We start from the raw sequence: 26,998 nt of genomic DNA on the forward strand, positions 1-26,998 counted from the left end.
ACACAAAGTTATCACCCATCCTGGAGAAAAGTTAATTTATTGAGCGTAATTTTTTTAACCGTCAGGGTTGTGTTGAAGTATTCTCTTTTGTTTTTACACCCAGGTAAGCTGCCGAACTGATACCCATTAAACCCAGTAACGTATCGGTTATCACGGCTTTATCTGGCAAGGCACATTTTAAGCTGACATACGATATGTAAATAACCCCCACAATAATGGTCCATATCACATTTTGAAGACGGTGAATGCTTACGCCCGTTTCGTCTGAAATAATATCGATGAAAAAGAAGCCCGACGCCGGTTGATTTTGCTGCACGTCGGCACTCGGGGTAGGAACAGCAGCCGTGCCCGCCGGGCTTGAATTGGTTTGCTGATTGCTGTCAATTGCTTTGCTTACTACCGTAGTTCCCGCGGATATTCCCAATAAAATCAAATTAACACCACTTAATTCAACCGCAAATTTTACACCGTCTGCTCCAGGTGTAAAGAAGGCAACATAGATGTATGAACCTATCACAATAACCGACCAGAATGCCAATTGAGTACGCGCCAGGCTAAAAGCGGGCCGGACAGGTTTGCCCGTTTGCGCTGCCATGCTATTTATAACGGTAGGGTCAAAAACCGCATTCCGAAGCATATCTGACTTCAAAGAGATCCATACCACAATAATTGTTAATACGGCGAGAATAATAAAATAAGCTGTTTGCATGGCGTTGAGACTTAGGCGATTATTAATTGGTTGATAAACTTAACAAGTTAACCAATATCCAGCCGCCTGTCAACCCGTGTTTTTACGGTATTTACATGCGTGTAATCACCTGAAATAAGACAAGGGGATCTCTTTCCACATACCATGTGAAAGGTGCCCGCTTAATATCTCATATACCAGGTAAATAGGCCAGAATATATAGCAGATGATAAGCAGGATGATGGAATGGTTAAAATACCAGCTCACCATAAGGGCATATATGCCCAGTAACATGTAAGCTATTCCCGAATCGCGTTTAGTATTACTCATGGCTAATGTTTTTGCTTATACAATATTAATAAAATAAGCTGTGTTCCGGATGAACGCAGCCTTATTGTTTTCGGTATTGCTGAACGGGGTGCAGCCGTCGGCCGTAAAAACCTTGATTATCTAAATAATGCGGGCATGGCAAAATACAATTTCATTTTGGGCGTTTAGTGTTGCTAACTAACCGACGCCTGTTTAAAAATGATCCGGCAGAAAATTTAGCTTTAAGCAACCTTACACGCATTTTGATGAATTTCGACATAGACAGGCAAACACTAAATGATCTGGCAATTTTCCCAAATAATAATTCCCGCCAATCTATATTTAGTCTTTTCAACCACACCCACACAATTGGCGGCAATGAAGTTTTGCAGGATATGTTCAACAAGCCGCTTACCGACCCTGTACAGATAAAGGAAAGACTGGAAGCGTTTTTATATATCGAAGAACACCGTATTAAGATCAGTTTGGATAGAAACGATTATGATTTTGCGGAATTTTACTTAAAAAAGCATTACAATGCCAAACCATTTTCAGTTATAACCCGGTTCCTGGAGAAAATCATATATGCTTTTAAGTTTAATGACAATGATTATTATGTGATTCAAACCGGCGTAGAGAGTATGCTTTCCATACTCGAAAGCTTAATAAATTACGCCGGGGCGCTAAAGGGCGATCTGCCTAAAAAAATTGAGGGCTTCCGCACCACCATTTTAAATGCTTTCCGGGCGGAAGAGCTGATATGGCTAAAACAACTGATAAAAAAACCGGACCTCAGCGCTGCCGATATAGCAAAAGCGGACCATTTTTTCAGGCAGCTTGCCTACAAACAGATGAAGGATCTTTTAAATATTGCCTATCAGTTAGATGTTTATCAATCCGTTATTATAAGTGGCCGCTCCCTGGGTTTCACATTCCCGGTAATTGATGAAGATGATGAAACATGCTTAGCTGCCGAAGGGTTATTTCACCCGTTTATTACCGGTGCGCGGAGTAACGATGTTGCATTTAGTCCCAGCAAAAATGTTTGTTTTATTACCGGCACCAATATGTCCGGAAAATCATCATTGCTAAAATCAATAGGTATCGCCGTCTATTTATCTCAATTAGGCTTTCCCGTACCTGCGAAAAGTATGAGGTCCTCCGGATTTAAAGGGCTGATCACAACCATAAACTTAGCGGACGATGTAGAACAGGGACATAGCCACTTTTATAAAGAAGTATTGCGGGTAAAACATGTGGCCGAAAAATTGAATACCTCAAAAGATATTTTCGTCATTTTTGATGAATTGTTCAGGGGGACGAATGTTAAAGATGCTTATGATGCCTCTTTAGCTATAATTGCGGCCTTTGCAGAAGTGAAAACCTCCTTCTTTGTAGTTTCCACGCATATTGTCGAGGTCGCCCATGAATTATCGTCTATTGAAAATATAAATTTCCGGTATATGGAAACGATTTTTGAAGATACAAACCCTGTAAACAGTTATAAACTTAAAGCGGGTATTACCGAGGAGCGGTTAGGAATGTGGATAGTGAAGCATGAAGGGATACTTGAAATAATAAAAAATTCCTTAAAATCTTAATATTCGGTCGTCAATGGGCGTTGGGGTTATTAAAGCCTACACCACAACCATACAAATATTCATAACCAGATAGGTCTCAATATCTTCATACAACTTGCATTTCCTGCAGCCTCAAATATCTGCGTAAGTCACAAAACCGGATTGCGTAAAAACCCGTAGTTAAATTGGGTGATAACACTGCTATTTTACGCCCGGTTACCGTTTACCTTTAAACCAAAATAAATTAACCTTGTCACATGGTTGAAATTTACCAAAATATCCCTTTCTTTATCGTGAGAAAATATTTAACCACAATATTTGTGACCGGCATATTTGCGGTGCTTGTATTTGTGCTTTACCGCAACTATATGCCATTGAACTCTACTGTTTCCATTAGTAACTCCCGCTGGCAAAAGGTACACATACAGGTAAAGAAGACATCCGCTACCATACCGAAGAGTGCCGGTATCATCTTCGACCAATACCTGGTAAAAGGACAATCGCGGTCATTTACGGTTAATAACAGCGACAACATTTTATACCGGCGCGACCTGGATCCTGATCATCCCGACGGGGTACATTTTACCGATTGGACATCCGCGAACAATGACGGATGGGCGGTATGTACCATAAAAGACCCCTGAATGACGACTTTTTTTATCTTTCTAACATATATTCTAAACAAAAACCTATTTTGTGGGTTACCTTTAAATTAAAAACAAACTTATCATGGCAAACGAAAGTGGAATTACCGCCTACTCGGTAAAAACAAAAACTAAAAATGTTCCAATGATCGATCCGGTGATCGACGTAAAATCAGGCAGATATATTGCCAGCGGTAAAGACGCTGCAGGCAATAAAATGTCGGCTATCATGAGTAAAGCAACTGCTGAAGGTCATATCTCGAGCGGTGCTGCTAAAAAAGGTACAGGCTGGAGTTAAAAAACCCGCCACCTGTTATTCTCGCTACACAGACGCGGGTACTTAAAATAGTAAGCCCCACGGTTACAAAACCGGGGGCTTACGTTTTTCAGCCAACTTTGATATAATTTTACAAAAAAACCAAAGGCATTTTTTTAATTACCAACCACAACGGTGGCATTTGCCATCATGGAATGGATGGTACAGTGATAAGTGTACGTACCGGCAGTGGCAAACGTCTTTTTGAATGTTTGATCAACAGCCAGGCTGCCACTGTCAAAAGCTCCGCCGAGGTCGGTTGCCGTATGCGGGGTTGCGTCCTTGTTCGTCCAGGTAACCGATCCCCCGATCTTAACATGAACCGTTGCGGGCGAAAAAGCAAAGTTTTCGATACTCACATTTGCTGCGGCCACCGGCGTGTTGCCCGACGATGTAGGGTTGTTTGAATTGCCCGACTTGCCGCAGGCCCCTAAAAATAAAACACTTGCCATCAGCAGGATGGCTGCACATACCATTTTCGTTTTCATAATAAATGTATTTGATGTAGTTCTCATACACCTATCACGGCTGAAAACGAAGGATGGTTGCCTGCTAAAAATTATAATGTCAATGAACTGTGCGGTTTTGTTTTCACAAACAAACCGGGTACCGGCATATACAAATTTCGGTTATAGAGGCGACTAAAGCGGTGACACTGTTTTGTCAGCACATGAGGCAGGGTGTTCACGAAAAATGCAAAAATGGGGCACTTTTTGACGATATCAAAATCCGAAATAGCTGAAAATAAACCGCTTGCACCGAAGCATTGCGGGGCAAGCGGCGGCGGCGTGAACACTTAGTGTATCCTACAAAAAAGCAAAAATAAACGCCTGGATCTTATTTCTTGCTTGTGCCCAGGTTATCTACGCGGTCATAAAATTCGTCCTGTAGTTTAATGGTTGTGGTGTCTGCTTTTATTTCTTTAAGCACTTTGACGAACGATGCTATTTCGTGATCAGTGATGAATTTGCCAAATTCAGCCGTAGCTTTTGCCCCTTCGCCGGCATAGTGATTAGGGAACGATGCATACCACCAAATAGGGGTATAAACTCCGGGCAGGTTCAGTCGTTTCTGGTCGGCGCCCGATTGTGAAGTGGCCCTGCCCATGCGCATCAGGTCGGGCCGGTAATACATCAGCACCGATGTTTCACTTTCGCCGGCATGTTCGTCGCCACGCATATCCGATTTGTGCATCTTGCGGTATTGCGCCTGGAAATCAGCATCGTTCTCCGGGTCGTAAAAATAAATAGCATAGTTATGCCTTTTATTCAGGAACGACTGCATAAAGAAGCGGATAAACTCGGGGTTGCCGCCATGCCCGTTCAGTATCACTATTTTTTTAAAGCCGTTGCGGGCAATTTCGTCGCAGGTGGCCTCTAATAAATTATAGATCAATTGCGCTGGAAGTGCGAAAGTACCCGGCTGCTGGCGTGCCTCGTTGATCTGCCCGTAAAAATAATCGGGAAACACTACGGCATATTCCTGTTTGGTGGCACGGGCTGCCCATTCGCGCACGTGGATCAGGTCGGTACCGATGGGCGAATGCGGGCCATGCTTCTCTAATATTCCAAACGGGAGTATACAGGTTTGAGACGATTTGTCGAGCGCAGCCTGCCAGTCGGTAGCGGTAAGTTCGTCCCAGCGGGCGGGTACTTCCTGCGCATAAACAGCGCTGCATAACAAAAACGAAGCAAAAAATAAAAATAGTTTCATGATCGGGTGAATTGGTTAATGCAATGAAGTTATGAAAAAAGCAACATTCCGATTTATTAAGCCTTTTAAAACTTCGTAAATCTTATGTTACCAATTTTTAAAAGGATGTTTAGATAGTGCTGCGTTAGTGTACCGTCCATCGTCGGTAACTTCAATAGTTACCCATTCGGGCCTTTCAAACTGTTCATCCTCACTTTCGAGTTCTATTTCCGCTACTATTAAACCTTTGTTATCCCCGTTGAAAACATCAACCTCCCACAGCTTTCCGGCGAAATGAATGTTATACCTTATTTTCTCGGTACCGCCGTTCGTGACGAACTTATCCAGTATCTCCAAACCCTCGGCCAGCGGTATCTCATACTCATACTCGCTGCGCGACATATTTGACAACCCAGACCTGCTTTTCATGTTCAAAAAGGCTTTGGCGTCTGAAACCCTTATGCGCACTGTGCGGCCGCTGTCGGCTACAATATAACCTTGCCGGTAGTGTGTCCCTGCCGGCTTGCTTAGCTTTTCCCACTTATCATGGTCGACTAAAAATTTCCTTTCTATTTCTACACCCATACCCTTACTTCCTGTCCGTTATTAATGGCCTTTTCCGTAAGCGTTGCTTTCTTCCAGAAATCGTGCGCCAGGTTGCTTATCGACTTCCGTTGCCTGGCATTTTGCCGCTTTATTTTGGCGATAACGGTCCTGTCATTTATTCCGGGCGACGAAAAAAGTCCGATCGCCAGCAGGCTATCGTGCCATTGGCCTATACCTTCCTGTAATTTGTCGAGGTAATCATTATCGATCTGCAGGCTGCTTTCCAGCGCTTCAGCGGCGATCTTACGGTTATATAAAAGCGTTTTTATCCGTTTCCGGCACTCGTGCAGGCCTTCATTAAATTCAAGCTTGTGCAATGTAACGGTTATCTGCTCCAACTGGCCTTTATAAAATTCGCTTATATTTTCGCCCTCAACAGCCTTAAGGCCATCTTCAATTCCTGCATGTACCGTCCTCACTGTTTTCAGGTATTGTTTTGAATTATCCATGAACGCCTTGATATCTTTATCCATCCCATTCACCTGCTGCAGGATGAAGTCATCGTTCTGTAAACCGTATTTTGAGCTCAATTGCAGGTTGAGGTAAGCTTCGCGTATCCTGCCGCCATCTTTAAATATTCGCCTGATGGGTTTAAAAGCCCCGGAAAGTTTACTATGCGGCAAGGTATGATCCACAAGTAGCAGGAACGCCCGCAATTTTTTTACCTGCACCCTGAAATGATGCAGCTTTTCCTGGTCGCCTGTTTTAATAAAATCGCGCAGGTCGCTTTTCATCTGGTACCACAGTTCGTTAAAATAAGCTTTCCCGGCTTTTCGCTTCATTTATTATATCGGATTATAAAAATATGGTTACTTAACTGATTTTTACACTTTTACAGCTATGTAATCCGTTGTAACAATCAATGGTTTGTTTTGAACAGGGATAAGTGTAAAAAAATGTTAAAGACTTACTCATTTTCCGGGCTGTATTCAGAAATAACTATATTTAGCCCGTTCCTTTGATGCAAATAATTTGATGAATCTAAGAAAATTTTTATTCGCTTTATCCTTTTTACTTACTATCATCCGTTTATCGGCCACAGCCCAGCGCGATAGTGTAGCCCTGACCACCATAATTGAAAAGACCCAAAATTACACGACCGGTCACCCGATAGAAAAAGTTTTCATACAATTTGACAAGCCTTATTACGCGGCAGGCGATACCATCTGGCTAAAAGCCTACGTAACCGCGGGCCTGCATATCCCCTCGCCACTGAGCAAGATTCTTTATATCGATTTTATAAACCAGCAAGGCATTTTATTAAATGAACTTAAGCTGCAACTGGTTAATGGTATGGCGAACAGTTTCCTGCCACTTCCACTCAATACCTATAAGCGAGGCGACTATCGCATACGCGCCTATACCCGCTGGATGCGCAATTTCGACCAGGCATATTTCTTTAATCGTACATTAAGTATTGGCAGTACCGAAAGTAACCAGGTTATCCCGCGCATAACATTTAAAAATTCGATCTCGGAAAAAACGGCCCGTATTATTGCCGACATCGTTTATAAAGACCAAAATGGCAACCCTTATGCTAATAAAAAGGTGAACTGGCGGGTTATGAGCGATGACCAGACCATAGAGAAAGGCAGGGATCAAACCGACGCGAACGGGAAGCTGAACATCAATTTCCTTACGGATAAAGTTTCGGCGCTTAATACGGCAACGGTTCAAACCGATCTTGAGCTGGATGACAAAAAGCTCATTAACAAAGTTTTTGCGCTCGAAACGACACCGCCGGATGTGGACGTACAGCTTTTCCCTGAGGGAGGATACCTGATAGATGGAATACGTTCGCGTGTAGCTTTCAAAGCGCTCAAACCTGATGGACGCGGCATCGACGCTAAAGGTAACGTAACGGATAATACCGGTGCGGTAATGGCAAGTTTCGATTCGCAGCACCTGGGTATGGGTGTGTTTGCCATACAGCCGGAGAACGGGAAAACTTACAAGGCCAATTTTACTTTCGCCGATGGTACAAAAACAAGTATCGACCTGCCCACGCCGCGCGACGAAGGTATCAACCTATCGTTAAACAACTCGGATGCCGATACGCTGGGTATAAAAATTGCCGCAAACGAAGCCTTTTTTACAAGAAATCAAAATAAACCCTTTTATGTTATAGCACAAAGTAACGGCGTTATATGTTACGCGGCGCAGACTAATTTAAAAAGCCCGGTATATGCGGCGAGTATCCCGAAAAGTAAATTCCCTACCGGGATAGTGCAGGTAACTTTATTTTCGGTAAAAGGGTCGCCGCTTAGTGAAAGGATAGCTTTTGTAAGACATAACGACCTTATGAACCTATCCTTACGTTCGGATAGGCAAAATTACGGACGCAGGCAAAAAGTAAAAATGACAGTTTCCGCCAAAAACAAAGAACTACCGGCTGAAGGCAGTTTCTCTGTTTCTGTAGTTGATGAGACACTGGTGCCTTACGACGAAAATGATGAAACGACCATACTGAGCCACCTATTGCTAACATCAGACCTTAGAGGATTTATTGAGAAGCCAAATTACTACTTTAATCATCCAAATAGTAAAACCGAAGCCGATCTCGACGTTCTGATGCTGACACAGGGCTACCGGCGCTTTTCGTACAGAAATATCGTCAGCGACAGGAACCCTCCTATAACTTTTTTACCGGAACAGGGCATTGAAATATCGGGCATTTTACGAACTAATACAGGCATACCGGTATCAAAAGGCAACGTACGGCTGATAATACCAGACAAGAGCTTCTCCACGCAAACGCAAACCGATATGAGCGGCAATTTCAGGTTCGCAAACGTTCTTGTGTCCGACTCATCAAAAGTGACGCTGAACGCCCGCGACAACCCGGGCGGCAGTAATATGGTGTTGACAGTAACCCCTTTTGTTACTCCGCCGACAAGTATATTCAATAATCAAACCGGCTATATTGCAAACATTGATAGTGCGATACATCCGTATCTTGAAAATAGCTTAAAACAACAAAATGCTTTAAACAAAACCCATACCCTTGAGGAGGTGGTTATTAAGGATAAAGCTGCACCCAAAAAGGTTAGTCATTCCGATTTCAGCACCTTGCAGGGTTTGAGTATTGTTGCCGATCATACCATTAACGGCGAGCAGTTTAAAGGCTGCCCGGTGTTCTTTCAGTGTTTGGCAGCGCAAGCCATTGGCCTTACTTCCGACGGTAACAACCTTTACATTACCCGCGATTATAACGCCGGTACCCGTACGCCGGTTGCGGTATATGTGAATGGCATGGCAACAGACTATAATTATTTGCAGAATATCAATTCAGACGCTGTTGAATCGGTTGAAATATTTTTGAATGACGGCTTATCGGGCATCAACCGTGCTACCAATAATAAAGGCGTTATCGAGATCAACCTGAAAAAACAGCCAAAAGGAGAAAAGATAAGCAAAGAGCAACTGGCCGACCTGTTGCCAAAAGGCTACCTGGTTGAATTTGTGCCAGGCGGCTATGACGCAACGCGGGTATTTTACGCTCCTAAATATGACAACCCGGCAGCGCCGCGGGCAGGAGCCGACCTCCGCAGCACGATCTACTGGAACCCTTCTATTATAACGGATAAAACAGGTGCGGCATCATTTGATTTTTTTAATGCGGACGGCACGGGAACTTATAAAGCGATAATACAGGGAATAGATAAGGACGGCAACCTGGGCTGGTATATTTACCGCTATAAGGTTCAATAGTTTCAAAATATTTTCTTAGTTTTAATTAACTAAGATCAAACCTGAAACACATGAATCCTTCATCAATTAACTGGCTGGCCGTAGTTGTAGCCGGAATCTCGGCATTTGCCGTAGGCGGCATTTGGTACTCGCGCGGCATTTTTGGCAATGCCTGGATGGCTGACAGCAAACTTACCGAAGACGATATTAAGCAAGGCAACAAAGGCAAAATATTTGGCTTTACCGCTGTATTTTCCCTTTTAATGGCTATAAACCTGGCCATGTTCCTCGCCGATAGTCCGGGCCATATCACAGATTTAAAATGGGGTGCAACAGCAGGTTTCCTTGCCGGTATCTGGACATTTTGCGCCATTGCCATCCATAGCTTGTTCGAATTGAAAAGCTGGCGCCATATTTTTATTAATGGAGGTTACAGTTTGGTATCGTTGACACTGATGGGCGCCATTATTGGGTTGTGGCGGTAGTCTCCATTGCACACCAAAATCATATTCTCACTATTTTTTTGTCCGGTTCCACTAAATCGAAGCCCGGCTTAGCCTTGCCGGTGCCTGATAGAATATGGCCGGGATATTATACTCTACCCAAAATACCCTACTTTTGTAACGCATGTGTTACATTACGGTATCATTTATTGTGCGTCTTATTAAACTATTTAACTGCCGCACAATCATACTTATATAATATTTATAATATCTCTAACCTTATTTTGACATGAAAAAAGGAATTTATTTGATCATACCCGTCACCTTCCTGCTTGCAGGTTGCGGCGCCTGGGTGCAGACCACCGTTTACGAACCTGCACCTGTATATAACGATTCCCAGTCGGGCTATAACCAGCCACCACCCGATTATCACCAGCCGGGCTTTAACGACAATTACCCAGACTATGATAATTCGCCACAAACCGACCAGGTGTTTTATGACGAACTGAGCCCCTATGGCAGATGGATAGATTACCCGGACTACGGTTATGTATGGGTGCCGAATGTGGGCGACGATTTCAGGCCGTATGCCACCAATGGCAATTGGGTTTACAGCGATTATGGCTGGACCTGGGCTTCTAATTATGACTGGGGCTGGGCTACCTTTCATTACGGGCGGTGGTTTTACGATGGCTATTACGGCTGGTGCTGGCAACCGGGTGATGATTGGGCCCCGGCGTGGGTTACCTGGGGCATGTCGGGCGATTATTTTTGCTGGGCACCACTCCCTCCGCGTGTTAGTATAAGGGAAGCAGAACTGGGTTGGTGGAAGCCCGCACCAAATACCTGGAACATGGTGCCGGGCAGGCGATTTAACCAGGTAAGCGTCCACAATTACATTGTCTATAATAACATAACGATCATTAATAACATTAGGGTGATCAGGAACAGTAATACCGGCTATGTCAATACGGATCACCGCGGCGCTACTTACGGCGGTATTCGCACCGCCGGTGAATACAACCGGGGGCCCCAGGTGTATGATGTAGAACGGGTTACCAACGATAGGATACAAGCCGTTACCGTTACCGACAGAACCAAGCCAGGCGCTGTTGTTGTAAATAATAACCGCATCTCGGTTTATCACCCGGTAATTGCGCCAGGTAACCAGCCAAATAACAGACCGGCGCCAAGAAAGTACGACCATTTCAGATTGGGTGTCCAGATGCCGCAACAAAACAATGGTAATAACAACCAAAGTCCGGGCAGGAATAACGGTGGCCAAAATCAACCCAACCGGCCGAACGGGAATCCGAACCAAGGGCAGGGACAAAATCCCGGACAGCATAATGGCCAAAATCAGCCTAACCAACCTAACGGGAATCCGAACCAGGGGCAGGGACAAGATTCCGGACAGCATAACGGCCAAAATCAGCCTAACCAACCCAACGGGAATCCGAACCAGGGTCAGGGACAAAATTCCGGGCAGCATAATGGCCAAAATCAGCCTAACCAACCTAACGGGAACCCGAACCAGGGGCAGGGACAAAATTCCGGACAGCATAACGGCCAAAATCAGCCTAACCAGCCCAACGGAAACCCGAACCAGGGTCAGGGGCAAAATTCCGGGCAGCATAACGGCCAAAATCAACCTAACCAACCCAACGGAAACCCGAACCAGGGTCAGGGACAAAACCAGCCTGATCTAAATCCAAATAGCGGCCAGCCGCGGCAGCACCGGGGAAATCCAAATCCGGATAAAAACTATTCGCCCCAGCAAACAGGGCAGCAACCTAATACAACAAGTCCGGCTCAGCAACCTGGCCAGCAAGCTCCTCGCCCACAGGCAAACCCTGCTTTGCGCCCTAACTTACAGCCCGTTCATAACAATAAAGGAAACAATAAGAACCAGCCGGGCAACCAAAAACCCGATACTACAAAACGCAGGCCCAACATTCGCTCCTGATATAAGAGCATCCCCGCCATTAACCCCGGGGATGCTTTTATAATTTCTATTTCAGGCCCGGTGATGGTCGGCCTTCCATTGAACGATCGCCTTTTTAATTTCTTCGGGGCTCATATTTGCGGCAACTGCCTTGGCTGCCAGTTCTACAAACTCTTCATCCGATGCAAAGCGTAAAGCGATGGCTTGCCCCATACTTAAACGAATGTCCAAAAGCTTGCCAGTAAGCACATAATGCCTCAGGTTCTCTTCAGCGCGGATCGCCCTGTCCTGCGCCCTTAGCGGAAATGTCCTGGCAAACCAAAACAAAAGCATGCCGCATATAAACATAACCAACAAAAGTACGGCGCTTATAAACCCGCCGGTGTAGGGTGGATGCCTGAATATATTTACAATAGCGGCAATTGCACCCAGGAAAAGTAAAGAGCTTGCTGCAAAATGGAAGCCGGGTACAACACGGCGGTGATTGGCATAGTTTTGTATTTTTTTCATGTTCAGGATTTTGAAACCAATTTAGTGTTTTTTTAAAGGCCGGGTATTGCCGCCGCAGTGTTTTTACAACTCCATTGCAGAACATTTGAGCACCGCTTATGTTAAACCTTTAGTTAAACTATCATGATATGGCAACTGCAACAACATTTGAGCAAACATTTACCATTGGCGCCGACCTGCCAGTGAACCGCCTTGGCTACGGCGCAATGCGAATTACCGGGAAAGGGATTTGGGGGCCGCCCGAAAATAAAAACGAAGCGATAAAAGTTTTAAAGCGTGCGGTTGAATTGGGCGTCAATTTTATTGATACGGCAGACAGTTATGGCCCGTATGTGTCCGAAGAACTGATAGCCGAAGCGCTTTATCCCTATCCGGCTGGGCTTGTTATAGCTACAAAGGGAGGGTTAATGCGTACCGGCCCCGATCAATGGCCTGTTAATGCACACCCCGATTACTTAAAGGAAGCCCTGGAGGGCAGTTTAAAACGATTAAAGCTCGACCGTATCGACCTTTACCAGCTACATCGTATCGACCCGAAAGTACCTGCTGAAAAAACTTTTGAGTTTTTATCGGAAGCGCAGCGTCAGGGGAAGATCAAACATATAGGGCTATCTGAAGTAAGCATTGACAACATTAAAAAGGCACAAAAATATTTTGATGTGGTGTCGGTACAAAACAAATACAGCGTGGATAACCGGGGTTGGGAACCCGTGCTCGAATATTGCAAACAAAATAATATTGCGTTTATACCGTGGTTCCCGCTTAGCGCGGGCAATGTTGACGCTGAAAGAAAAATAAACCAGGTGGCTGAAAAGCATAACGCTAATGCACACCAGGTAGCTTTAAGCTGGCTCTTGCACCATGCAGATAATATTTTACTTATACCGGGAACATCAAGCGTTGAGCATCTGGAAGAAAATATGAAATCGCAAAATATAGAATTAAGTAGTGGCGATATGGAAATACTGAACAGCATCTCGCCACAGTAACAAGACTATCAGCATTTTGCGAACTTCATATAATATACCTGCATCTATATTGTATCTTAAAGATTATCAGCAAGATAGCAACAAAATTGTTAATAACTTTTTATCGGACGGCATAACCTTCAATTGATGTATCGCGTAAAAGATGGTACATAAGTTTAATTAGTAATTCATAGGTGTAAGGTTAAATTCAGTTTGAGCCCCTGTTAAGGCAGGGGCTTTTTTAAATCCCTAACCCGCCAAAACATATTAAAATATTAACACGGAAGAAAAAAAAGACTTATAATTTATCCACCGATTAAACCATCGGGTCATGCCAAAGTCATATCCACGCAAACAACATTAAACCCCCTTAAAAAAAATGAAAACTTTCAGACTATCCATTATCGCGCTTTTAATGCTCGGCGCGTTCTCGTGTAAGAAAGACAGTACCTCTACTTCCGGCAATTTAACAAGTGACCAGGCTGCCGACATGGCGGCAAGCGCATTCGCATCAAATTCTGGCGGCGTGGCATCCATGAGCGACGCTATAGCGGTAAACGCACAGGGTCTTGCTTCCACAGGATCACAAACTATCAATTCACTTGGCGTTAATGAGCATCACCAGGAATGCGGTTCAACCTTAACCGATAGTGCAACTTTTACCGGTTCAAACAGTTCTGTTTCTTATGATTACTTTGTAAAATATGCACATACGCTAAATTGCAATGTTGAAAATCAGCCTGATAACCTGGTAAACGCACTTACTTACCACGGTACGTTCGATGGTCCGCGCGTATCTACAACTGCCGAAGGCACCGCCACAGCAACTATTGCCGGCCTGACCCAGGCTGCTCCGAATTATGTGATCAATGGCGAGTATAAAAGACAAGGTTCTTTTGTGTCGAAAGTTGGCAACAAAGCAACCGGCAATAGTAATATCGATATTGTGATTACCAACCTTACGCTGGCAAAGCCTTCAAGGGCCATCAAAAGTGGTACTGCTACAGTTACCGTGAGTGGTGTTGCAGGAAAGTACACCTATAATTTCACCGGCACAGCAACATTTAATGGAGATGGTACCGCTACACTTGTAATAACCGGCGGCGCTACTTATAACATCAACCTGTTAACAGGGGGTTATACCAAGCAATAACAAATATTTCATCTGCAATTTTAAGCGGGCGGCAAAATAGTTGCCCGCTTTTTTTGTGCATTTATAAATTATTTAATAGGCTTTTTTATTGATTTTCAGCCGTTTAAAAATAAAAAGCAGGAATAACTGTAAAAATTACAATATTTGTTTTCGCGTAACAATTTGAGAATGAAGAAAGACCTTTACGGGGAGTATAAAAAGATATTTAATAAAGATGCTGAGAATGCCTATTTCTCACCAGGCCGGGTAAACCTTATCGGCGAGCATATCGATTACAATGGAGGATTGGTGATGCCCTGCGCTATTACCTTTGGTACTTATGTACTTGTATCGCCAAATAACGACAACGTCTTCCGCTTCAGGAGCCTGAATTTTGACGACAAATTGGATGTTCCTGTAAAGGACGGGTACCGGAAGACGGGCGAAATATGGTTCAATTACCCGCTGGGAATTATTGACCATTTCCTGGCTGAACATAACAAGGTCACTGGACTTGATCTGTTGTACTACGGCGATATACCTATCAGTTCGGGCCTTTCGTCTTCTGCTTCTATAGAAGTAGTGACAGCCTATATGCTCAACGACTTGTTTGAATGCGGTTATTCCAAACTTGAACTGGTACAATTATCAAAAAAGGTTGAGAACGTTTTTATTGGCGTTAATTGTGGTATTATGGACCAGTTTGCGGTAGCCTTTGGTGAAAAGGATAAGGCGCTTATGCTTAATTGCGACTCGCTGGAATATAAAGCAGTAGAAAGCAATTTGGGCGAATATGTGCTGGCGATCATCAACACAAATAAGCCCCGTAAGCTGGCCGAATCGAAATATAACGAACGGGTGCAGGAATGCCAGGCAGCGCTAAAAGCCCTTCAGCAAGAACTGGACATTCACAATCTATGCGATATTAACACTGATACATTTGAAAAATACAAACACCTGATAACGGACCCGGTTGTATTAAAACGGGCCACCCACGTGATAGAAGAAAATGATCGTGTAAAATTAGCTGCTGAAGCACTTGCCGCCAGCGACCTTGCAGAGTTTGGACAATTGATGTATGCCTCTCACGATTCGCTAAAAAACCTGTACGAAGTTAGCGGAAAGGAACTGGACGCTGTGGTGGAATATAGCCAAACAAATCCCGATGTTGCAGGGGCACGCATGACCGGTGCCGGCTTTGGCGGCTGTGCTATAGCCCTGGTGAAGGAGACTGGTTTTGATAAATTCAGTAAAGAGGTTAGCGATTATTACACATCTAAGATCGGCTATGCAGCATCTGTTTATAGTTCGCTGATAGGTGATGGTGTGGGGGTATTAAAGGAGCTGGCCAACTCATAAAAATACTGTTCCCTGTTCACCGATATCTGTTAGCTTTGCACATCGGTTAACCGATCACTGGTTAACCGATCTCTAACCCAATGCGCAAACTCAAACTCGACGAACTTAACCGGGCCTCGGTATCCGAATTTAAAGCACAGGAAAAACTCCCCGTGGTGGTCATACTGGATAATGTGCGCAGCATGCACAATGTTGGTTCCATATTCCGCACCTGCGATGGGTTTGCAGTTGAAAAGATCTGCCTCTGTGGTATCACCGGTCAGCCGCCGCACCGCGAAATAGAGAAGACCGCCCTGGGTGCTACACTATCTGTTAATTGGAGCCACTACCCCACCCCGCTCCAGGCTATTGAAGAGTTACGAAAGGAAGGCTATGCGATAGTCGCCATTGAACAGGCCGAAAACAGCGTGATGCTGAATGAATTTGAAGCTGAAGAAAGTAAAAAATACGCGCTCATATTTGGCAACGAAGTAAACGGCGTAAGCGATGAGGTGATGAAAGTTATCGATGCCTGCATCGAGATACCACAGTTCGGCACCAAGCACTCATTCAATATTGTGGTGTCGGCAGGAATAGTATTATGGGATTTCTTTGGAAAGCTGATAGTTCATGGATCATAGTTCATAGTAATTGTGGCTAACCTTTAGGCAAACAGCCATGATTCCATCAGCTATAAACCATAAGCTCAATCGCAATTTTCGATAAGTGGCTTTAAAAGATTTGTCAGATATTTATATCGAATAACATTTCTTAAATCATTTAATCGTGTCTTTGATCGCAAAAAAACTCCAGATGAAATCGGGCCAGTACTGGCTTTTGTATAACGCCCCGGCAGGTTACCTCAGTTTGCTTGAACCGCTTCCCGAAGGTGCGGCTGTTTCTTACAGTACGAGCGGTGATTTTGACGGTGTGCAACTGTTTGTAAAAAACAGTCAAGAATTGGCCGACAGCCTGAAAGTAGTGATGCCATTGCTTAAACCTTCATCCGTATTTTGGATCATGTATCCCAAGAAAACTTCGGGGATCGAAAGCGACCTGGAAATGATGAGCAGTTGGGACGAACCTGGAAAATATGGGTTTACAAGCGTAGCCGCCGCTGCGATAAACCATACCTGGACGGCGTTACGTTTTCGCCCGAAGGAGCAAACCAAGGCATCGGACACCCGCAACGACGAGATCAAACAAAACGAATACAGTCAGTGGATCGATGTAGAAAACCGTATCGTAAGGTTGCCGGATGAGATCAAGGTCGCTTTGCAAAACAATCAGCAGGCACTTGCTAATTATGAGAAACTCTCCTATTCCAACCGCAAGGAATATGTGCTTTGGGTACTAACCGCCAAACAGGAAAAAACAAAGACTGAACGCCTGACGAAACTGGTTGAGAAACTGGAAACAGGGAAAAAGAACCCGTCGGATAAATAAAATTTCCTCCAAATTAGAAAAATTTCTTATTTTTAGCCTGGAGCCTCAAACTCTTCAACCGAATCTTATTGGAATTTTTCTATGTTCAAAGCCTTACAAATTAAAAGATTTACCCGGTACTTTTTTGTTCTATTTATTGCGATTGCTTCTGTTTTTTCTGCCAGGGGGCAGCAAAAACAGAAGCGCACCTATACATTGCTATGGCGCATCAGCGGAAAAGATCTAAAACAGCCTTCATATCTGTTCGGGACCATGCATGTTAAAGACAAGCGTGTGTTCAATTTCAGTGATTCCGTAATGCTGGCTATTCAAAAATGTCAGTCGTTCGCGCTTGAGGTACAGCCAGATAGTGCCATGAGACTACTTTTTAATATTTGGGGTAAAAACGACACGACGCTCGATTTGCATAAACTATTAAGTGAGAAAGAATATGCAGAACTGGCAAAAAGATTTGAAAAAAGGAATGGTTATAAGATGCGGGACGATATGAGTCCGCTTATGGCCGAATCCATGCTTAGCAATGATGACTACGGCAAGCCCGATGATAAGGAATCGTTTATTGATGCTTACCTGTATGGTATCGCAAGAACGATGAATAAAACTATTTGCGGCCTCGAAAACACTTCGCAGCAGATGAATAAGATGATGGGTAGTCCTGATGCTGTAAAGGCACGCCTGCTATACCTGCTTGATAGTGGCGCGGGTGAAGACCGGGAAGATATGGTAAATATATATAGCTCCGGCAATCTCGATGCCATTTCAAATTATGTAGATAAATATTTAGTGGACTCCGAGATAATGGCAAGAAATAAGGTGATGGCAGGCAGCATAATCAGGACCATGCATGAAAAAACATTATTTGCTGCTGTCGGCGCCGCTCACTTGCCCGGCGATAACGGTGTTATAGCCCTGCTGCGCAAAGAGGGCTATACTGTTACCGCCGTACCGGCAACATTTACAGGCGTATGGTCGAAATTCCATATTGATTATAAAAATATGAAGTGGGTAACCCATACCGATTATGATATGGGATATTCATTACAATTTCCGGCTGAACCGTTGGAAACCAATATTTACGGCACCTCGTCTTGGATGTTCCCTGACCTTGCTAATGAAGTTTTTTATGGTATCTATGTCGCGCGGCAGGGAACCGCAGACCATCCCGCTGATGCTCAGAAAGCTGTCAGCAAGATCATTCATAATCTAACAAAAAGTAAAATGAGTAAGCTGGTGAGCAGAAAAATATTTTCGGCACACGGGTTGACTGGTACTGACATTATAACCAAAGGCAAGCACGGCTATCAACGTTCGGTATTGTTTATCAATAACAATATGCTTTACTACCTGTACATGGGTAATCGTTTAACAAATTTGAGGACAGATTACGCAAATCGTTTTTTCGGGTCGTTCAACAGTTTTAAAACTGCCGAAAAACCCGCTAAAGATTGGATTGTGTTTAAAAATGATACTGCGGCGTTCAGTGTAAAGTTGCCCTTTGAACCCCGTTTTATAGGAAGAGATATAACAAGCCCCAAACTGCCGGGCAAAGTCTTCAAAATAAAAATGTACCTGTCGACGGATACCGATCACATGATGAATTACCTGTTACGGTACAACGACTACCCGAACGGCACATTTCTTGCCGATAAAGATGCGCTTTTCAATTCAATAACGACAGAATTTTCCGGCAGGGCCAAAATTATCGGTGAACCAAAAAAAATATTAAAAGACGGTTATATGGGGCGCGAAATAAAGCTGGAATTCTCGGGCAACTACCGCGGCCTGGTGCGTGTATATCTTAGAGGGAACCGCCTGTATATGCTGATGGAACAAAACCTGCGTGACGGTGCAGAAATTGATGCCAACGATATATTTTTCAATTCTTTCATGTTCGATCCTTATCTAAAACCGGAGTATATAAACTTTGAGTCGGCCGGTGATAAATACACTATTAAATTACCATCCCGGCCAGCGGACGTAGCCGACAGCGTAAAAACACACAATTCATACCTTAACACCCAATCCTACTATGTTGCTACCAGCCCTGTATCGGGTGACGTATATGGTATAGAGCACACACAGATCAGTAAGTATTATCGCACGACGGGTACTGATTCCCTTTATAGGGAATTAACAAAACTCACTGTTAAATATACCGACTCGCTGATCAAGGTCGACACGATCGACATGAACGGGAAAAAAGCCCTGGAGGTTTTGACTGAGAACAAAGCGACAAAAGAACAGCGCCGAAAAAGAATTATAATAGATGAAGGCGATGTTTTTGTTCTCCAAAGCTTTAATGCAAGGGAGCAACTTTTTAACGACGAAAGCAATACGTTCTATTCCTCTTTTGCACGCACCGGGCCTGGGACAAAAATTGACCTGGCATCATCAAAATCGGCGGGAATAGCAGCCGGTTTACGATCTGGTGATACGACAACTTTTTTAGATGCGAAGGGTGCACTTGGCTACTATACGTTTACCCGCGACGAACTACCGGATATTTATTCAGCCATTAAATACAGTTACCCGGATGATACAAGCAGCTATAGTGCACGTTCGATATTGATCGAAAAATTAAGGGACCTGCATGATAGCACAACGCTTAGTCGCCTTGAAACTTTATATGGCGGTTTACACGATAAAGACGAACTAAAATCAACTGTCCTTAGTATTATGCCCGCTACCGACTCAATAAAAGGTTATGACGCCTATTTTAAACTTTTTACAAGCGACAGGCCTGTTAAGGCAAATGGCTATACCATTTTCAGGCCCTTATATGACTCCCTTGAATATGCTGCAGCACATTTTCAGCAAATAGTACCTGTTATGGCCGACAGCAATTATCGCAAGAATATTTTGCAACTGGCAAGTGATATAGCCATCCTTGATAAGGAAAGTTATACCACCATCCTGAGGAACAATTTTGGAGTACTGACGGCGGAGGCTATGGACGAAATTAAGCACTATATTGCCAATAAGGATAGCAACAAATATGAGTATGGCACAGGTACTTACTCTTACCTTAACATTATGAAGATGGTAAAAGGCGAACCGTTAACAAATACTTATACAAACTACTACATTACACACCTGCCAAAAGGGGTTTTCCTGGCCGATGCCGTGACTACCCGTATAAGCAATTCGCTTCCGGTAAGCCAAACTTTGATCAGCAGGTTGCTTGACAGCCTGGGCACCCGGTACGAGATAATGGAAGCTTATTATCACAAAAATCAACTGAGTAGCGTCCCGTTAAAATACAGGGCTCAAAGCGAGTTTGGACGCCTTTGCCTGTATAAGGAGATCGAAAGCAGCGACGATGATTACGGAGCGCCTGAAAAGGTTACGTTGCTGGGCAGTATTTTGGATAGTGGTTCGGTGTACTATGCTTATTCATTTAAATCGCCGGACAGGGAATCCGGTACTACCTTTATCGGGATAGCCGGGCCTTTTAAACCTGGATCGGCAGCACTTAACTTTAAAAGGTACAATGCCTATACCGTTTATGAAGCAAAAAAACAGAATTGGATAAAACAGGCAAAAGCAATGATACCCGATCTTAAAGCGAGCTATGATATCAAATAATAACAAAGCCGGGACTGCTTTCGCAGCCCGGCTCATCCTTAGGTTTATTAACTGAACTGTATTAAAAAATGCTTGGTTATAATTATTGACTCACCATCCACTAAAACACCTGCTCGAACTGGTTCACAGCGTCCTTACTTTCCAGTATCGAGTGCCCCATCAGGAACTCATCTACCTTGCGTGCACATTCACGACCTTCAGATATGGCCCATACTACCAGCGACTGCCCGCGACGCATATCGCCTGCGGCAAATACTTTGCTCACGTTGGTGCGGTAGTTACCTTCTTTGGCTTTCACGTTCTTGCGCTCGTCCAGGTGTACATTCAAATTGTTGATCATGCCTTCGTGCTGCGGATGCAAAAAGCCCATCGCCAGGAAAACACGCTGGCATTCTATTTCGCGCTCTGATCCTTCAACTTCGTTAAACTTTATCGGGCGGCCCATTACATCCAGTTCCCAGCTTACGTCGGTTACTTTTAACGCCCTCAGGTTGCCTTTATCATCACCCAAAAACTCTTTGGTATTGATGCCCCAGTAACGGTCACATCCTTCCTCGTGGCTGCTGGTGGTTTTCAGTACCATCGGGTAGGTTGGCCACGGCATATGCTGCGTGCGCTGTGCCGGTGGCTGCATCATCACCTCGAACTGCCTGATAGATTTCGCGCCCTGCCTGTTGGATGTACCTACACAGTCGGAGCCGGTATCGCCACCGCCAATTACCACAACATCTTTACCCGTTGCCAGTATATCTTCGGCATCAAAGCCTATATTGCTAACACGCTTGTTCTGTTGTTTCAGGAAATCCATCGCAAAATGGATACCCTTTAATTCCCTGCCAGGTATCGGCAAATTACGCGGTATGGTCGACCCTCCTGCCAGCACTATCGCGTCGTGATTGCGGGTCAGTTCGTCAGCCTGGATATCTTTGCCTACTTCTGTGTTGCATTTAAATACAACACCATCCTCTTCCATTACCTGTACACGGCGCTCTACTACCCATTTTTCCAGTTTGAAATCGGGGATGCCATAACGCAGTAAACCACCCGGCTTGTCGTCGCGTTCGAAGACGGTTACCGCGTGGCCGGCTTTAGCCAATTGTGCAGCAGCAGCTAATCCCGCAGGGCCAGAGCCTACTACGGCTACCTTTTTACCGGTTTTGATAAGCGGAGCTGTAGGCTTTACCAAATTCTTTTCGTAGGCTATTTCTATGATATGTTTTTCGATTTCCTCGATAGCCACCGGCGGCTTGTTAATGCCCAACACACATGCCGATTCGCACGGAGCGGGACATATCCTTCCGGTAAATTCCGGGAAGTTATTGGTAGATGCCAATATCTTATAGGCTTCTTCCCAATTTTTGCGGTAAACAGCGTCGTTAAATTCGGGTATGATGTTACCCAGCGGGCAGCCCGAATGGCAAAACGGTATGCCGCAGTTCATGCAGCGGGCCGACTGCTCGTTCAGTTTTTCTTCGCTATACAAGCCTTCAAACTCGTTATAGTTCTTTACGCGCTCAGCAGGCGCCACTTTTTCGGGAAGCTCCCTGTTATACTCTTTAAATCCTGTTGGCTTTCCCATTAGCTTACTGTCTGATATTCTGCCTTTAATAAAACCTTTTTATATTCCTGCGGAAACACTTTGATGAATTTGGTCGATGCTTCGTCCCAATTCTTCAGCAGGTCCTTAGCCACTTTACTGCCGGTAAGGCTTGCGTGTTTCTTTAACAGGGCAGTGATCTGCTCCGAATCCTTGTCTGTTAGTGGGTCAAGATCGACCATTTCCCGATTGCAATTATCCGCAAATGAACCATCCTTGTCATATACCCAGGCAATACCACCGCTCATACCCGCGGCAAAGTTTCTGCCTGTGTTACCCAGTATGAGGGCGCGCCCTCCCGTCATGTATTCGCAACCGTGGTCACCTACGCCTTCTACCACAGCAGTAGCACCCGAGTTACGCACGGCGAAACGTTCGCCGGCCATGCCGCGGATATACATTTCACCCGACGTTGCGCCGTATAGCGCCACATTACCAATAATGATATTATCCTCCGGTGTAAAAGTAGCCTCAGTTGACGGGTAAATGGCCAATTGCGCCCCCGACAATCCTTTGCCTACATAGTCGTTGGCTTCGCCTTCCAGCTCAAACGAAATACCCTTGGTGGTGAAAGCGCCAAAGCTTTGCCCGGCTGAACCTTTGAATTTATAGTTGATGGTGTTATCAGGCAAACCTGCCGAACCGTATTTTTTTGATATCTCGTTGGATAACATGGTGCCGATGGTACGGTCGGTGTTTTTTACATCGAACGATGCAAATACCGGCGTTTTATCTTCCAGGGCGACTTTAGCCTGCTCCAGTAACCGCCAGTCGATAATGGCATCGATACCATGATCCTGGCTTTCGCTGTTATATAGTGTCAACCCTTTGGCATTGGTTACCGGGTGCAGCATGCCAGAAAGATCGATATGTTTAACCTTCCAATTTTGCAGACCTTCCTTCACTTTCAGGAACTGAACCCTGCCCACCATTTCATCAATCGTGCGGAACCCAAGTTCGGCCATTATCTCGCGCAATTCCTCAGCCATAAAGCGGAAGAGGTTAACGATATGTTCCGGTTTGCCGGTAAATAGTTTTCTTAATTCGGGGTCCTGCGTAGCAACGCCTACCGGGCAGGTGTTCAGATGGCATTTGCGCATCATGATACAGCCACCTGCTACCAGTGCGGCAGTGGCAACGCCCCATTCTTCGGCGCCCATTAAACAGGCTATTGCCAAATCGCGCCCGGTCTTTAGCTGACCGTCTGTTTGCAATACTACACGGCTGCGCAGCTTATTACGTACCAGCGTCTGATGTGCCTCGGCTAAGCCAAGTTCCCACGGCAAACCTGCATGTTTGATAGAGCTTATCGGCGATGCACCTGTACCGCCATCATAACCTGCTATCAGGATCACATCGGCATGTGCTTTGGCAACACCTGCGGCGATGGTTCCCACACCTGCCTTTGATACCAGTTTTACGTTGATACGTGCAGCCCGGTTAGCATTTTTAAGGTCGAATATCAATTGTGCCAGATCCTCGATCGAATAAATATCGTGGTGTGGCGGCGGCGATATCAAGCCCACGCCCGGGGTTGAGTGGCGAACCTTGGCGATCCATTCATCCACCTTATGACCGGGTAATTGTCCTCCCTCGCCGGGTTTTGCACCCTGCGCCATTTTTATCTGCAATTCATCGGCATTGGTCAAATAATTTGAGGTTACCCCGAAACGTGCTGAAGCCACTTGTTTGATGGCCGAACGCATCGAATCGCCATTAGGTAATTTCTCGTAACGCAGCTCATCTTCGCCGCCTTCGCCGGTATTGCTTTTCCCGCCAATGCGGTTCATGGCAATAGCCAAAGTGCTGTGAGCCTCGTGGGAGATAGAGCCGAACGACATGGCGCCTGTTGCAAAGCGCTTCATGATCTCTTCGGCCGGTTCAACCTCTTCCAGCTTTACCGATTCGCGGTGATGCGCAAAATCGAGCAAACCACGGATGGTATAGTGTTTTTCGCCCTGCTCATTAATAAGCTTAGCGTAATTCTTGTAGGTCGAATAATCGTTGCTGCGGGTAGCATGCTGCAACAGGTGAACCGTTTGCGGATTGAATAAATGTTCTTCGCCCCTGCGTTTCCATTGGTAAATGCCGCCCTCGGGCAATAAACGATCCGTTGATTTGGAGCTGCCGAAACCGATCTTGTGCTTACAAAGCGATTCGCGGGCTATTTCATCCAAACCCAAACCACCTATGCGTGTAACCGCGCCATCAAAGTAGCGGTTAACAACGGTTTTGTTCAAACCTAATATCTCAAACACCTGCGAACCATGATAAGACTGCAGGGTAGAAATACCCATTTTTGAAAATATCTTCAATAAGCCGTCATTAATGGCTTTTACGTAATTCTTCCTGAGCGTTTTATTATCCAGGCTGGTTTCAAGTGTCCCGTCATTCTTGATGGTTTCGATGGTCGATAGCGCCAAATATGGATTGATGGCAGTTGCGCCAAACGCCAGCAAAGTAGCAAAATGGTGCACTTCCCAGGCATCACCTGCTTCGGATACCAAACCTACCGCACCACGCAGACCTTTACGCACCAAATGATGGTGAACCGCTGATACCGCGAGTAATGAAGGTATCGGCGCATGTTCCGAGTCGATAGCACGGTCGGATAAGATCAACACTTCAAAACCTTCGCCCACAGCATCTTCCGCATAGCGGCAAAGCCTTGCGAGGCCCTTTTCCATGGAGCCCGGCATACCGTCGGCTACAAAATAGGTTTGCAGCGTTTTGGCGTGGAACATCCCGGTATCTATACTGCGCAGCTTTTCCAGGTCGTAATCAACCAATATCGGATGTTTCAGCGTAACGCAATGGCAATGCATTTTATCTTCGTCCAGCAGGTTACCGTTGTTGCCGATAAAGGTCGCCAAACTCATTACCAGGCGCTCGCGTATCGGGTCGATAGGCGGGTTGGTTACCTGGGCAAAAAATTGTTTAAAGTAGCTGGATAAATGCTGTGGCTTATCAGATAGGATTGCCAGCGGCACGTCTGTACCCATTGAACCTATCGGTTCTTTTCCATCGACTGCCATCGGTTTAATGATGGTGTCTATATCCTCGCGGGTGTAGCCAAACACCTGCTGGTAGCGGAAAACCGCATCGGGCGAAAGGCTGGCGAAAGCTAAACGCGGTTCGGCCAGGTCTTCCAGCTTTATCTTATAGTTCTCAAGCCATTGGCCGTAAGGCTGGCGCGAAGCTACCTGGTGCTTGATCTCGTCGTCAGTTATGATCTTACCTTTCTGCGTATCGATCAATAGCATTTTACCGGGCTGCAAACGGCCTTTACGCAAGACATTGGCAGGGTCGAGTTGTAAAACACCGGCTTCGGACGCCGCTATCGCCCTGCCGTCTTTTGTGATAACAAAACGCAGCGGCCGCAGTCCATTCCGGTCGAGCAGGGCGCCTATCAGTTTACCATCAGTAAACGTCAATGCTGCCGGGCCATCCCAGGGCTCCATTAAGGTAGCGTGGTATTCATAGAAGGCCTTTTTGATGGGGTCCATCTGTTCGTTGCCATCCCACGCCTCAGGTACCAGCATCATCATTACGTGCGGTAACGAGCGGCCCGAGTGGAGCAGCACTTCAATAATATTATCAAGACATGCTGAATCCGACTGGTTATTATCGATAACCGGGAGCAGCATTTCCATCTCTTCGGAAGTGAAGTAAGAGGATGCAAATGAACGAACGCCCGAGTAAAACCAGTTAAGGTTACCTGTCAGCGTATTGATCTCGCCGTTATGCGCCATCAGGCGAAAAGGCTGGGCCAGTTTCCATGATGGGAAGGTATTGGTAGAAAAACGGCTGTGTATCATCGCCAGGCCCGAGGTCATCCGCGGGTCCGACAGATCGGCAAAATACTGGCGAAGCTGGTATGTGGTCAGCTGTCCTTTATATACAATGGTTTTGCAGGAAAAGGACGTAAAATAAAAATGTTCACCGGCACCGGGTATGGTCTCGATGATGGTTTTATTTATATAACGGCGCAAAACATACAGTTTGCGCTCAAAATCATCAACATTGGTGATACGCTGCGGCCGCAGAACAAAAAGCTGCTCCACATCCGGTTCGGCCTGGCGTGCGGTCTCTCCTATTACCGATGAATTGACTGTCAGCTTGCGGTAGCCTAATTTTTGAAGGCCCAATTTCTCTATCGCATTTGATATCACTATGCGGCAGGCTTTTTTCAGCGACGGGTCCTTGGGCAAAAATATCATCCCTACACCATACTCTCCCGGCTCAGGCAGGCTGATCTCCAGGTTCGAGCATTCTTCCATCAAAAATTCATGGGGCAATTGTATTAAAATACCTGCGCCATCGCCGGTTTCCGGATCACAGCCGCAAGCGCCGCGGTGTTCCATATTCTCCAGCATGGTAAGGGCATCATCTATAATTTGGTTGGTTTTGTGGCCGTTAATATTGGCTATAAAACCGGTACCGCATGAGTCGTGTTCAAATTCAGGCCTGTAAAGGCCCTGCTGGGGGCTGTCCGTCTGATCCATCATA

Annotated in this window: 21 protein-coding genes; 12 read left to right on the forward strand and 9 right to left on the reverse strand. The window is 45.2% G+C overall.

Annotated elements, in window-relative coordinates:
- Positions 1-61 precede the first annotated feature (61 nt).
- Together VL525_RS00850 and VL525_RS00855 are read right to left on the reverse strand one after the other, a co-directional pair.
- Positions 62-709 (reverse strand): hypothetical protein, encoded by a 648-nt coding sequence (locus VL525_RS00850; RefSeq protein WP_325382306.1) that lies wholly within the window; start codon positions 707-709, stop codon positions 62-64.
- A gap of 105 nt (positions 710-814) precedes the next feature.
- The gene (locus VL525_RS00855; protein ID WP_325382308.1) at positions 815-1,018 is read right to left on the reverse strand and encodes a hypothetical protein; all 204 of its coding nucleotides are present in this window, start codon (positions 1,016-1,018) and stop codon (positions 815-817) included.
- A gap of 245 nt (positions 1,019-1,263) precedes the next feature.
- Here VL525_RS00855 and VL525_RS00860 point away from each other — a divergent pair, with 245 nt between their 5' ends.
- The 3 genes from VL525_RS00860 (at position 1,264) to VL525_RS00870 (ending at position 3,519) form a co-directional block, all read left to right on the forward strand.
- Positions 1,264-2,598: a MutS-related protein gene (locus tag VL525_RS00860; RefSeq protein WP_325382310.1), complete on the forward strand. Its 1,335-nt coding sequence runs from the start codon at positions 1,264-1,266 to the stop codon at positions 2,596-2,598.
- A 236-nt stretch (positions 2,599-2,834) separates the two neighbouring features.
- Positions 2,835-3,221 (forward strand): hypothetical protein, encoded by a 387-nt coding sequence (locus VL525_RS00865; protein WP_325382312.1) that lies wholly within the window; start codon positions 2,835-2,837, stop codon positions 3,219-3,221.
- 85 nt (positions 3,222-3,306) lie between these two features.
- Positions 3,307-3,519: a hypothetical protein gene (locus VL525_RS00870; protein ID WP_147032181.1), complete on the forward strand. Its 213-nt coding sequence runs from the start codon at positions 3,307-3,309 to the stop codon at positions 3,517-3,519.
- Positions 3,520-3,653: 134 nt separating this feature from the next.
- Here VL525_RS00870 and VL525_RS00875 read toward each other — a convergent pair whose 3' ends face one another.
- The 4 genes from VL525_RS00875 to VL525_RS00890 form a co-directional block, all read right to left on the reverse strand.
- A complete protein-coding gene (locus VL525_RS00875; RefSeq protein ID WP_325382314.1) occupies positions 3,654-4,025 on the reverse strand; it encodes a cupredoxin family copper-binding protein in 372 nt (123 codons plus the stop codon).
- A gap of 349 nt (positions 4,026-4,374) precedes the next feature.
- Complete coding sequence (locus tag VL525_RS00880) at positions 4,375-5,250, reverse strand: creatininase family protein (protein ID WP_325382316.1); 876 nt, start codon at positions 5,248-5,250, stop codon at positions 4,375-4,377.
- Between the two features lie 87 nt (positions 5,251-5,337).
- Positions 5,338-5,814 carry a CYTH domain-containing protein gene (locus VL525_RS00885; protein ID WP_325382318.1) on the reverse strand — a complete coding sequence of 159 codons (477 nt, stop codon included), beginning with the start codon at positions 5,812-5,814 and terminating at the stop codon, positions 5,338-5,340.
- Positions 5,805-6,617: a CHAD domain-containing protein gene (locus VL525_RS00890; protein ID WP_325382320.1), complete on the reverse strand. Its 813-nt coding sequence runs from the start codon at positions 6,615-6,617 to the stop codon at positions 5,805-5,807. Before VL525_RS00890 ends, VL525_RS00885 begins: the two co-directional genes overlap by 10 nt.
- A gap of 193 nt (positions 6,618-6,810) precedes the next feature.
- On the opposite strand from VL525_RS00890, the gene VL525_RS00895 reads away from it, so the two are divergent.
- The 3 genes from VL525_RS00895 (at position 6,811) to VL525_RS00905 (ending at position 11,934) form a co-directional block, all read left to right on the forward strand.
- Positions 6,811-9,546, forward strand: coding sequence for a carboxypeptidase regulatory-like domain-containing protein (locus VL525_RS00895; RefSeq protein ID WP_325382322.1), 2,736 nt, complete (start codon positions 6,811-6,813; stop codon positions 9,544-9,546).
- 50 nt (positions 9,547-9,596) lie between these two features.
- Complete coding sequence (locus VL525_RS00900; protein WP_325382324.1) at positions 9,597-10,010, forward strand: DUF1761 domain-containing protein; 414 nt, start codon at positions 9,597-9,599, stop codon at positions 10,008-10,010.
- 247 nt (positions 10,011-10,257) lie between these two features.
- Positions 10,258-11,934 (forward strand): DUF6600 domain-containing protein, encoded by a 1,677-nt coding sequence (locus tag VL525_RS00905; RefSeq protein WP_325382326.1) that lies wholly within the window; start codon positions 10,258-10,260, stop codon positions 11,932-11,934.
- Between the two features lie 51 nt (positions 11,935-11,985).
- Here VL525_RS00905 and VL525_RS00910 read toward each other — a convergent pair whose 3' ends face one another.
- The gene (locus tag VL525_RS00910) at positions 11,986-12,423 is read right to left on the reverse strand and encodes a DUF6526 family protein (RefSeq protein ID WP_325382328.1); all 438 of its coding nucleotides are present in this window, start codon (positions 12,421-12,423) and stop codon (positions 11,986-11,988) included.
- 128 nt (positions 12,424-12,551) lie between these two features.
- On the opposite strand from VL525_RS00910, the gene VL525_RS00915 reads away from it, so the two are divergent.
- The 6 genes from VL525_RS00915 (at position 12,552) to VL525_RS00940 (ending at position 20,892) form a co-directional block, all read left to right on the forward strand.
- Complete coding sequence (locus VL525_RS00915; protein WP_325382330.1) at positions 12,552-13,412, forward strand: aldo/keto reductase; 861 nt, start codon at positions 12,552-12,554, stop codon at positions 13,410-13,412.
- A 358-nt stretch (positions 13,413-13,770) separates the two neighbouring features.
- Positions 13,771-14,544, forward strand: coding sequence for a hypothetical protein (locus tag VL525_RS00920; RefSeq protein ID WP_325382332.1), 774 nt, complete (start codon positions 13,771-13,773; stop codon positions 14,542-14,544).
- Between the two features lie 168 nt (positions 14,545-14,712).
- Positions 14,713-15,882, forward strand: coding sequence for a galactokinase (locus VL525_RS00925; protein WP_325382334.1), 1,170 nt, complete (start codon positions 14,713-14,715; stop codon positions 15,880-15,882).
- 80 nt (positions 15,883-15,962) lie between these two features.
- Positions 15,963-16,502, forward strand: a complete 540-nt coding sequence (locus VL525_RS00930; RefSeq protein ID WP_325382336.1) for an RNA methyltransferase — start codon at positions 15,963-15,965, stop codon at positions 16,500-16,502.
- Positions 16,503-16,647: 145 nt separating this feature from the next.
- Positions 16,648-17,307 carry a YdeI/OmpD-associated family protein gene (locus VL525_RS00935; RefSeq protein ID WP_325382338.1) on the forward strand — a complete coding sequence of 220 codons (660 nt, stop codon included), beginning with the start codon at positions 16,648-16,650 and terminating at the stop codon, positions 17,305-17,307.
- 81 nt (positions 17,308-17,388) lie between these two features.
- Positions 17,389-20,892, forward strand: coding sequence for a TraB/GumN family protein (locus VL525_RS00940; protein WP_325382340.1), 3,504 nt, complete (start codon positions 17,389-17,391; stop codon positions 20,890-20,892).
- 100 nt (positions 20,893-20,992) lie between these two features.
- Here VL525_RS00940 and VL525_RS00945 read toward each other — a convergent pair whose 3' ends face one another.
- Positions 20,993-22,471 (reverse strand): glutamate synthase subunit beta, encoded by a 1,479-nt coding sequence (locus VL525_RS00945; protein ID WP_325382342.1) that lies wholly within the window; start codon positions 22,469-22,471, stop codon positions 20,993-20,995.
- On the reverse strand, positions 22,471-26,994 hold the full coding sequence (gltB, locus tag VL525_RS00950) for a glutamate synthase large subunit (protein WP_325382394.1): 4,524 nt from the start codon (positions 26,992-26,994) through the stop codon (positions 22,471-22,473). Before gltB ends, VL525_RS00945 begins: the two co-directional genes overlap by 1 nt.
- Between the last annotated feature and the right edge of the window lie 4 nt (positions 26,995-26,998).

The sequence above is a fragment of the Mucilaginibacter sp. genome (assembly GCF_035492695.1).
Taxonomy (GTDB): domain Bacteria; phylum Bacteroidota; class Bacteroidia; order Sphingobacteriales; family Sphingobacteriaceae; genus Mucilaginibacter.